We start from the raw sequence: 9,084 nt of genomic DNA on the forward strand, positions 1-9,084 counted from the left end.
ACCGCCCAGGCCAACAGCTACCGCACGGTCGTCAACGCCTGCCTGGCCGTCTCGCGCTGCACCGGCATCACCGTCTGGGGCATCCCCGATCACTATTCCTGGCGCAGCAGCGGCACCCCGCTGCTGTTCAACAGCGGTTATGCCAAGAAGGCGGCCTATGACGCGGTGCTGACCGCCCTCAACGGCGGCACCCCGCCGGTGACCCCGACCCCCACCCCCACACCTTCCCCCGGTGGTAACTGCAGCGCCGGGTACGTCGGCCTGACCTACGACGACGGACCCAACGCCAGCAACACCAACAATCTGCTGAACGCGCTCACCTCAAACGGACTACGGGCCACGATGTTCAACATCGGCCAGAACGCTCAGAACAACGCGGCGCTGGTCAGAGCCCAGCAGAGTGCCGGCATGTGGATCGGTAACCACAGCTGGACCCACCCGCACCTGACCCAGATGAGCAGCGCGCAGATCCAGTCAGAACTCCAGCAGACGCAGCAGGCCATCCAGCAGATCACGGGAACCGCACCGAGACTGTTCCGGCCTCCGTACGGGGAGACCAACGCCACGCTCAAGTCGGTCGAACAGCAGCTCGGTCTCACCGAGATCATCTGGGACGTCGACTCCCAGGACTGGAACGGCGCGAGCACCGCCCAGATCGTGCAGGCCGCCGGCACCCTGCAGAACGGCCAGATCATCCTCATGCACGACCAGTACGCGACGACTATCGCCGCGATTCCGCAGATCGCCGCGAACCTGAGGAGCCGCAACCTGTGCCCGGGCATGATCTCGCCCTCGACCGGCAGGGCCGTCGCGCCGACCGGCGGCGGCACCGACCCGACAAATCCGCCGACGACTCCCACCCCGACGCCGACTCCTACCTCCGGTGGCGGCAGCTGCACGGCCACGATCTCCCAGGGTCAGCAGTGGAGTGACCGGTTCAACCTGTCGGTCACGGTCTCGGGGACCAACTCGTGGATCGTCACGCTGACCGTACGCAGCCCGCAGAAGACCATCGCCACCTGGAACGGCACGCCGAGCTGGGACTCCAGCGGCAACGTCATGACGATGAGGCCCAACGGCAATGGGAACACCTTCGGACTCACGATCCAGCACGGCGGAAACCTGACCTGGCCATCCGTCTCCTGTCGCGTGGCCTGACACCCGCGCCGAATCCCTGAACGACACGTCGTGTGGTGCGGCGATCTCCCGATCGCCGCACCACACGACGTTGACGATCTCCCAGCCTTGGCATGCGACGGATGAGGCGACCGCTGCCCGGCCTTACACCGTCTTCACCGTCGCTCCGCGAAAACGCCTCGCCACGAGTAGTCCAACACGACCTGCGCGGATGCGGCCGACATCGTTCATCGCCCCCGCACGCTACGCACGTCGGCCACGCGGAGGTGATTGTTAGTGTGGGCTCTACCCTCGAGACTCGCTCGCCGGCGCTACCCGGGCGGTCATGTCAGGCGAGGCAAGACCAGCGATAGCCGAGGCGAGAACGGGCAGGCCAACGACCAGAGCGGCGATCAGCGGCCACGGGGTGCCGAAGGCCACCCGTGGCACCGGGTCCCAGCTGCTTGAGGCCGTTATCGGCCACACCAGGAGCAGGCCGATGGCACACCCGGCGGCTGCACCCATCGCCGTGCCGCAGGCCGCGCTGAATCCCACACGGCACGCTGCGAATAATCGCAGGGTCGCGGTCGAGCCGCCGCCGACCCGTAGCAGTACACGTCTCGATCGGGAGCCGCCGGCCCGGCCGGTCGCAGCCAATGACGCAATAAAGATCATCTCGCGTATATCCCGCGCTGGCCGACCATCGACATAATGACCGGGAGGTCGACAAGGTGATGCTGTGGAGGACTACCAACGCGCCCTCATCGGCCAAATGACCGGACGCCTCGCCCGGTACGACTCAGGCGAGATCCCCCTGCCCAAGCTGGTCGAAGATCTCCGCGGCCTGTTCGAGGCCGCCGACCCCCGCGAGCTGAGCATCAGGGACTCGTTCGAGGAACTCTGGGCCGAACTCGATGCCGAGAGCGAGCTCAGGACCGAACCATGGGCGCCTCCCGGACTCGCCGACGGCGCTCACTTACGCGAGCTTCTCCGTCGGCTACGCTCCTGGATCGACGGGTGACGCAACCGGCTCTTGTGGCGCAGTCCTCGACCTTTTAGTCCGTAACCATACGGTCCCTCTTGAGCTCCGCCTTGCGCAACTCAACAATCAGCGGCCACAGCGGACTATCTTTCTGGTCGAAAGTGGTGACGTCGATGACTTGATTTTTTTCGATGATTTTCATATTTGATGTGCCCTCTTGCTCAACCGGGGTGGTGATCGATCGATTCACCTGCCCGGGATCGCCACGGTTGGCCAGGTAGAACCCGGCCACGAGCGTCAGCGCGACCCCTGGAACGAGCACTGACCAGCGGCGCCATACCCGTTTAGAGCTGGACCGAAGTGAAACTTCCCTGACCATCTGTCTCCCCTGACGCCTACAGGCAAGTCTGGCGTTTCGCGAACAAGATTGCGACAGCTCTACAGGCTTAAGGCCCTCAGCAATAGCCAGGCCGACAACTGCCGCCTGGGGTGTATCACCCGTAACGTGGCTGCCGGTGGCTCTCGCGCCCCTGCCGAGGGCCTCTGGCAGCGTAGGGCGTAAGCGTGGGCAGGCCGGCGAGCACGCCCCTCGTCGAGCCGGGCTGAGGAACGAAGTTTCGGATCGTCGATCGCCCCCGGCCCTGTACGGGGATCAGCCCGCATCAGGCGATCGTGAGGACGATACCGGCTTCGGCACCGTTGAAAAACAGCGCCTTTCGTGGGATCAACGGTGGACGACGTAGGCCAGGTCGGCTGATCACACGGTGATAAGGAAGAGATCATGAATTTCGGTATCTCTGGCATGGGCGTGCTCATCATGCTGCTCAGCGCTTTCTTTCAGTTTCTGGTCATCTACTTCGCCGTACGCCTTGCTCTGAAGCATGACCGTGAACGTTCCGAGCGTGGTTGGCCACAGAGGTAGCGCCCTTGGAGAGCGAAGCGGCCGGCACCAATCGAACAGATCAGTCGACCGGGGAGGGCGACCGCACCGCATCACGCGAAATCATCCGAAGGGCTGGAGGCCGAAGCGACCCCACGCCACGAAGACGGCCAGGGCGAGATAGGTCAGGTTCAACAGCGCGTGCTTGGGCTCTTGACGGCGGAAGGTCACAATCGCCGCACCGGCCATGATCGCCGCCAGTCCGACGGCCGCCAGCGGCACCAGAACCGGCGCGATGTCGAGTGCGGCGGGCAGGATCAGGCCGACGGCGCCCAGGATCTCAACCGCTCCGAGGGCCTTGACGAAGCCGGCGCTGAAGTCGTTGACCCATCCTCCTCCAGGAGCCCTGGCCAGTTTCTCCTGAGGGATGAACAGCTTGTTGGCACCCGCCAAGAGGAAGACAGCGGCCAGCAGGCCGGCGATAATCCACAGAGCGAGGTTCATGAGTTTCTCCTTGTCGGTTACCTCGGCCCTTCCGGGCCCGTCATCACTCGTGACGGAACTCGCTCGGGGAAGGTAACAACATGACCGCATCAGGTCTCGACGAAGCCGTGGCGGAAGCCTTCGTGGAGCAGCGTGGGCGCCTTGTGGCGGTGGCCCACCGGATGCTCGGGTCGCGGGCGGACGCAGAGGACGCGGTGCAAGAGGCATGGCTGCGGCTGGCGCGCCAGGACGCGGCCTCGATCGACAACCTCGCCGGCTGGCTGACCACCGTGGTGGGCCGGGTGTGCATTGACATGCTGCGTTCGCGCAAGTCCAGGCCCGAGGCGTCGTACGACGACCAGCTGCCCGAGCTGGTGGTGACCGAGGACAATGACGGAGCACCCGAGGAGGACGTGCTGCTCGCCGATTCGGTCGGGCTGGCACTGCTCGTGGTGCTCGATACCCTCCGCCCCGCCGAACGGCTGGCACTCGTGCTGCACGACATGTTCGCGGTGCCGTTCGAGGAGATCGGTCAGATCCTCGGCAGGTCCACGGACGCCACCAAGATGCTTACCAGCCGGGCCCGCCGGAAAGTGCGGGGCACGCATCGTTCAATCGACGAACGGCGGCAGCAACGCGCAGTGGTCGACGCTTTTCTCACGGCAGCGCGGAGCGGAGACTTCGAAGGGCTGCTGCGGGTGCTCGATCCGGAGGTGACATGGCGCGCCCACACGGCGCGTGGCGTGGTCGTCAGGCTGGGGGCGACCGAAGTGGCCGGTAAGGTCCAGCACGGGATCCGCGCGAAGGTAACCGCGCGCCGCGTCCTCGTCAACGACGAGCCGGGGATTGTGGCCTGGAGCGGGAAGGGCAAGCCGCTGAGCGTGATGGCGTGCACCGTGGTCGATGGCCGGATCGTCGAGATCCTGTCAGTGACGGATTCGGAACGTCTCGCGGCGATGGACCTCCCGGGACGTCCCGACTAGGCATCGGGCAGCACCGTCGCGATCACATACTTCACTCCCTATTGCCGCCTTCCCGCAATCGGTTGGGGACGGCTCGTCCTGGCCAAGTCCAAGCCTCAGACGAACAAGAAACGGTGAGGCTCACGATGATCGGGGCCTGAAGCATCGGGCCGAGGACGAGGGGCCCGGTTCCAGGTCATGGATCCGGGCCTTCTTGTTGTCCGGGGGCCATGTAGCCGGTCTCTCTCCGGAGGAAAGCCGTACGGCCTCTGCATGTGGAAGATCGGTTCTCCTCAACGCAGGTGTTCGGGCAGTCTCAGCCACATGTCGGCTTGACCGGTGATCGATCGGTTGTCTGTCGGCCGCAGGCTCGCTCCGGCATAGCAGTAGGCCTCGGCCTGGCCGTGGTAGAGGTAGGCGGCGAGGATCTCCTCTGCGGATTCTTCGTCGTCGACGCTGCCGCCGCCGGGGTGGGTGTCCCATTCCTCGATGACGCCGTCGCGGGCGACGGCCCCCTGGTTGCCGCTCTTGGGATTGGCGAACAGTCCGTAGCAGACAGTGCCCACCGACAAGCGCTCTATGACGCCGGGGTTGGATGCGGCGTATCCCCACGGCTGAATGACGACACATCCGCCGGGCACGTCCGTGACACCGATGACGGCCAAGCTGGCGTCGAAATCCGTCCAGGGATCCTCCATGATCTCTTCAACGTCGACGTCATCGGCTGGTACGGCCTCCAGTCGCCGTACCGCCTCGGCAGCGGTGATGTCGGCCACGCAGGCGAGACTGTGGCCGTCGTTGTCGAAATGCCCCAACGCGGCGAGCAGACGTCTGGCCTCTGCCACGGCGGCGTTCTCAGCGGTGGACAGGCCGGCCTCGCCATCGGGAAGAGGGAACAGGTCAGGGGTGGGAGTGACCAAGCTGAGCCGTCCGGGGGACCAGCCGTTCATCATCGGTCGCCACGGGTCGGCTCCGGCGGCGACCAGGGCGCGGGCGTTGCCGGGGTGGTTGGCGAAGACGGCTTCCCAAAGTGCGGTACGACCTTCGTGCTCCGCGTCAACGTCGTCGACGCGCTGGGCCAGCTCCGCGACCACCTCGGGCGAGCCGCACTCGGCCGCCGCGTGAAGCGGTCGTTCGTGGAAGAACGCCCCTGAATTCGGGTCAGCGCCCGCGTCGAGCCGGGCACGGATCAGGCTGAGGTCCGTCCAGTGATTCCAACCGATGCCGGACCACCCGGATCCATCGTTGACGACCATGGCTCTCCTTGAGGGGATGGGCGGGATATATGAATGCCGATCATGGCGTACGAGGCCGACAGATTCGGGCCGCGGGCGCAGCCGGTCCACGAAAGAACGGAGCCTTCCGGCGATCATGGTCATACCGGCCGGCCAGGGCCGGACAGAGCCGGCGAAAAGTCAGCGGACCCTCGGCGCGAGGGCACAGCCGAGGTGACAAACGTCATCGTTGCGGCGCCGGTGCAGTACCTCGGAGTCACGGGCGGAGTGAGCCACAAGTATGATCACGCCACGGGCTTGGACGAGCCCCGCAGGGCGCGACTACCGGTTAGAAACCGGCGCGGAGGCACGCTACGGATGAGCGCTGATACATCCGGGTCACCGCAAGAGCGAGCGCTCCGCCATGTCGCGGCCCTATCGTCAGGCGGGCCACTCGACCCCCAAATGCGTGTGACCCTGAATTTCCATCCGGACCGACTGGTGGGCGACCGGCTGATTTTGCTCGGGCTCGCGGACGACGGCCTTTACCACTCGCAGTTCGTCACGGGCACAAGCAATGGCGGTCTGACCGCTCATCCAGGCGGGGACCGGTGGCGCTGGGAGAGTCGGATCTTCGGTGGAGCATATGACCACGCACCCGCTCACGATCGCCCTGTCTACGGTGCACTGAACTTCCGCGGTAAGTCCGTCGGTGCGGCGCCGCGGTTCGGATCCGCCCACTTCAGGCTGACCTCAGAGGCCATTTCACGAGCCACGTTCTGTTATCCGGACAGCTTCTTTGAACCGTCGGCCTTCGGTGTCGTGTCCCGCATGGCACTCATCGAGTTGGCCAGTGCCGATAATGCAGATGCCCTGGACGACTATATCGAGGCCCAGGTGCACGGATCGGTCAGGCTCGACCATGACGTCGAGGCGCTGGTCCTGGATCCGAGTTATCGCGGAACAGCCGTGCAAGCTGCGGCCCACCGGCTTCCATGCCCAGTTGAATGGCACGCCGGATTTCGGCTCGCCATTGATCAACTGCAACGCTACCCGGATTACCGCGGACAGGAATATGTTGATCTGGGTACCGAGATCGCCGTGGACGGTCACCTCGATCCGCAGATCATCGGAGATGCGGCCCGCACGGGTCGCCATGACCCGCAGGCACTCAAAAAGGTCTGGCACTGTCTGGCACGTTTCGGCTCACCATTCGACGCAAGCCAGGCAAAGGCTCGTTGCAGTGTTGCCGGCTTGGAAAGTGCATCGAGCACGACAGGAGAGACGGCCGAGCAGGGCCTCGGACCGGTCGTGAACGACCACAGCTGACCCCTCGTCACCCTGGTTGACGGCCCGGGGATGAGTTGATCCACATGCCTTGTGGCCGGGCGGGCACGGTGGAAGGATCCGGCTTATGTCGATCTTGGTCAGGGCTGCCGAGCGCGAGGACGTGCCCGCGCTTGTTCGCCTGCGTCTCGCGAATGCCGAAAGGCACGTCCAACTCGATCCGGTCATCTACCGCGTGCCCGACATCGAAACCGTACGCGGGCACTTCGAAGAGACGCTTTCAGCCGAGTCCAAGGTGCTTTCAGCCGAGTCCAAGGTAGTGATCTTGGTCGCTGAAGCGGCGGGCGAGGTGGTGGGCATGGTGGAGGTGGTCTTGCTGACAGATCCCCCGGACCATCAGATCCTGATTCCCCGCCGCGCGGCCGAGATCCACACTGTCGTCCTGGACGGGCAGCGCGGCCAGGGTGTGGGTGCGGCCTTGGTGATGGCGGCGGAGCAAGCCGCCGCAGAGCGCGGTGTCTCGATCCTCTATGCCGGCATCTTCGCGCCGAACAAGGAAGCCGTCCGCTTCTATTCTTCGGCGGGCTTCGGACCTCGCGGAATCTTGCTGAGCAAGGAGCAGGGCGCGCCATCGGCCAGCTGACGCATTTCCATCCGGAGATCGGGGACCAGCGGCTACGCGACGTTCGCCCGAGCCATCACCTTGTGGAGGCGCTCGTCGGCAAGGAGGCGAAGGTTGCCTGATGCGGCACTGGATATCCAGGACCAGCGACATTCAGCTGAGATCAAGCGCGCGCCAGTCCTCGGTGATGCAACCCTCCTCGTAATCCCACCAACCGTCCTGCCCCTCTCGGAGGAGCTGCTTCGCTCCGGCAAGGTCCGCTGCTGGAGGAATGTTCAGCGCCACCAAGCCAAACTGCTCGAAGGCGGCACGGATCTTCGCCCTGACTCCCGAACAGCAGGTCTCGCCCCTGGCGGCCCGGCCATACGACCTGCGGCACGCGGCGGTGTCCCTCTGGCTCAATGCCGGGGTGGCCGCTCCCGATGTGGCAGAGCGAGCGGGACATGGCGTGGACGTTCTGCTCAAGGTCTACGCCAAGTGCATCGACGGAGGTGCGGAGATCGCCAATCGGCGAATAGACGACGCACTCGCAGCATGATCACACGCACGCTCAAGGGGTCCCGTTCATCTCGGGGCCCCTTCGTTCACATCGAAGGGGGCAAAGGTTCAAATCCCCTCATCTCCACCAAAACGAGAGGCCCGGTTCCAGATCATGGAGCCGGGCCTCTCGCCATCTCAAGAGGTCAGGTCCGTCAGTCTCGTCCGGGCAGCTTGAGCAACATGGCGGATGAGCCGATGATCGGCCTGGCGTCGGCCAGGCGCAGACCTGCGCCGGCGCAGCAGAACGCTACAGGGTGGTTGCGGTAGAGATAGGCGGCGAGAATCTCCTCGGCAAGGGCGTCCAGGGGGACGGTGTAGGCGCTGTGCGGCTCCCAGGCCGTGATGACGGCGCCGTCCCGGGCGATGCGCCCCCTACTGCCGCGCATGGGATTGGCGTACATGCTGTAGCAGATCGTGCCTGGCGAGACGCGCTTGATGACGCCGGGAGTGGACGCGGTGTTTCCCCAGGGCTGGGTGATGACGCAGCCGCCGGGCACGTCCGTGATGCCGATGATCAGATTGGCGTCTGGGTTGTTCCACCAGGCCTCGTAAAGCGCATCGATGTCCACGTCGTCGGCAGGTGCGGCTTCCAACCGCGCTGTCGCTTCGGCTGCGCTGAGTTCGGCCACGCAGGCCAGGCTCAGGCCGTCGTAATAGAGGTCTCCCAGCGCGGGGATCAGACGTCTGGCTTCGGCCACGGCGGCGGCTTCGGCCTCGGACAGACCGACCTCCGGTGAGGGGAGGGAGAAGGGATCGGGAGTGGGGCCGGCCAGGCTGAGGCGGCCGGGAGACCAGCCCGCCATCATGGGGCGCCACGGGTCCGCACCGGCGGAGACGAGGGCTCGGGCGTTGTCCGTGCGGCCTTCGAAGACAGCCATCCAGAGGGCGGTGCGGCCTTGATTCTCCGCGTCGACGTCATCGACGCGCATGGCCAGCTCGGCGACCACTTCAGGCGAGCCGCGATCAGCCGCGGCGTGCAGCGGCTTTTCGAAGACGGG

11 protein-coding genes are annotated in these 9,084 nt (G+C 65.4%); 6 read left to right on the top strand and 5 right to left on the bottom strand.

Annotation, left to right across the window (positions count from 1 at the left end; genetic code table 11):
* Together CHC08_RS46770 and CHC08_RS46775 are read left to right on the top strand one after the other, a co-directional pair.
* A partial coding sequence (locus CHC08_RS46770) for a polysaccharide deacetylase family protein (RefSeq protein WP_089213815.1) occupies positions 1-1,158 on the top strand: 1,158 nt, incomplete at its 5' end.
* 697 nt (positions 1,159-1,855) lie between these two features.
* Complete coding sequence (locus CHC08_RS46775) at positions 1,856-2,137, top strand: hypothetical protein (protein WP_089213816.1); 282 nt, start codon at positions 1,856-1,858, stop codon at positions 2,135-2,137.
* Between the two features lie 34 nt (positions 2,138-2,171).
* On the opposite strand, the gene CHC08_RS49190 is transcribed toward CHC08_RS46775, so the two are convergent.
* The 3 genes from CHC08_RS49190 to CHC08_RS46780 all read right to left on the bottom strand — a co-directional run bounded on the left by CHC08_RS49190 (position 2,172) and on the right by CHC08_RS46780 (position 3,482).
* The gene (locus CHC08_RS49190; RefSeq protein WP_143653692.1) at positions 2,172-2,477 is read right to left on the bottom strand and encodes a hypothetical protein; all 306 of its coding nucleotides are present in this window, start codon (positions 2,475-2,477) and stop codon (positions 2,172-2,174) included.
* Positions 2,478-2,855: 378 nt separating this feature from the next.
* On the bottom strand, positions 2,856-2,981 hold the full coding sequence (locus tag CHC08_RS52705) for a hypothetical protein (RefSeq protein ID WP_275937259.1): 126 nt from the start codon (positions 2,979-2,981) through the stop codon (positions 2,856-2,858).
* 120 nt (positions 2,982-3,101) lie between these two features.
* Positions 3,102-3,482 (bottom strand): DoxX family protein, encoded by a 381-nt coding sequence (locus CHC08_RS46780; protein ID WP_089213817.1) that lies wholly within the window; start codon positions 3,480-3,482, stop codon positions 3,102-3,104.
* 107 nt (positions 3,483-3,589) lie between these two features.
* Between CHC08_RS46780 and CHC08_RS46785 the strand changes: the two genes are divergently transcribed.
* Complete coding sequence (locus CHC08_RS46785) at positions 3,590-4,444, top strand: sigma-70 family RNA polymerase sigma factor (protein ID WP_245879001.1); 855 nt, start codon at positions 3,590-3,592, stop codon at positions 4,442-4,444.
* A gap of 272 nt (positions 4,445-4,716) precedes the next feature.
* Here the strand turns inward: CHC08_RS46785 and CHC08_RS46790 are convergent, their stop codons facing one another.
* The gene (locus tag CHC08_RS46790; protein WP_089213819.1) at positions 4,717-5,679 is read right to left on the bottom strand and encodes an ankyrin repeat domain-containing protein; all 963 of its coding nucleotides are present in this window, start codon (positions 5,677-5,679) and stop codon (positions 4,717-4,719) included.
* Between the two features lie 423 nt (positions 5,680-6,102).
* On the opposite strand from CHC08_RS46790, the gene CHC08_RS46795 reads away from it, so the two are divergent.
* The 3 genes from CHC08_RS46795 to CHC08_RS46805 all read left to right on the top strand — a co-directional run bounded on the left by CHC08_RS46795 (position 6,103) and on the right by CHC08_RS46805 (position 8,084).
* Positions 6,103-6,966, top strand: coding sequence for a DUF3626 domain-containing protein (locus CHC08_RS46795; protein WP_245879002.1), 864 nt, complete (start codon positions 6,103-6,105; stop codon positions 6,964-6,966).
* 85 nt (positions 6,967-7,051) lie between these two features.
* Positions 7,052-7,567 (top strand): GNAT family N-acetyltransferase, encoded by a 516-nt coding sequence (locus CHC08_RS46800; RefSeq protein ID WP_089213821.1) that lies wholly within the window; start codon positions 7,052-7,054, stop codon positions 7,565-7,567.
* 250 nt (positions 7,568-7,817) lie between these two features.
* The gene (locus tag CHC08_RS46805) at positions 7,818-8,084 is read left to right on the top strand and encodes a site-specific integrase (protein ID WP_420823621.1); all 267 of its coding nucleotides are present in this window, start codon (positions 7,818-7,820) and stop codon (positions 8,082-8,084) included.
* A gap of 154 nt (positions 8,085-8,238) precedes the next feature.
* Here CHC08_RS46805 and CHC08_RS46810 read toward each other — a convergent pair.
* Positions 8,239-9,084 (bottom strand): ankyrin repeat domain-containing protein (locus CHC08_RS46810; RefSeq protein ID WP_245879003.1); only part of this gene is annotated, 846 nt, incomplete at its 5' end.

Origin of the sequence: Streptosporangium subroseum, assembly GCF_900188345.1 — a bacterium.
Taxonomy (GTDB): domain Bacteria; phylum Actinomycetota; class Actinomycetes; order Streptosporangiales; family Streptosporangiaceae; genus Streptosporangium; species Streptosporangium subroseum.

Coding starts and splice junctions, on each gene's coding strand:
- CHC08_RS49190 (WP_143653692.1), bottom strand. CDS start 2,477: ATGGTCAGGGAAGTTTCACTTCGGTCCAGCTCTAAACGGGTATGGCGC.
- CHC08_RS46790 (WP_089213819.1), bottom strand. CDS start 5,679: ATGGTCGTCAACGATGGATCCGGGTGGTCCGGCATCGGTTGGAATCAC.
- CHC08_RS46795 (WP_245879002.1), top strand. CDS start 6,103: ATGCGTGTGACCCTGAATTTCCATCCGGACCGACTGGTGGGCGACCGG.
- CHC08_RS46780 (WP_089213817.1), bottom strand. CDS start 3,482: ATGAACCTCGCTCTGTGGATTATCGCCGGCCTGCTGGCCGCTGTCTTC.
- CHC08_RS46805 (WP_420823621.1), top strand. CDS start 7,818: ATGTTCAGCGCCACCAAGCCAAACTGCTCGAAGGCGGCACGGATCTTC.
- CHC08_RS52705 (WP_275937259.1), bottom strand. CDS start 2,981: ATGCTTCAGAGCAAGGCGTACGGCGAAGTAGATGACCAGAAACTGAAA.
- CHC08_RS46800 (WP_089213821.1), top strand. CDS start 7,052: ATGTCGATCTTGGTCAGGGCTGCCGAGCGCGAGGACGTGCCCGCGCTT.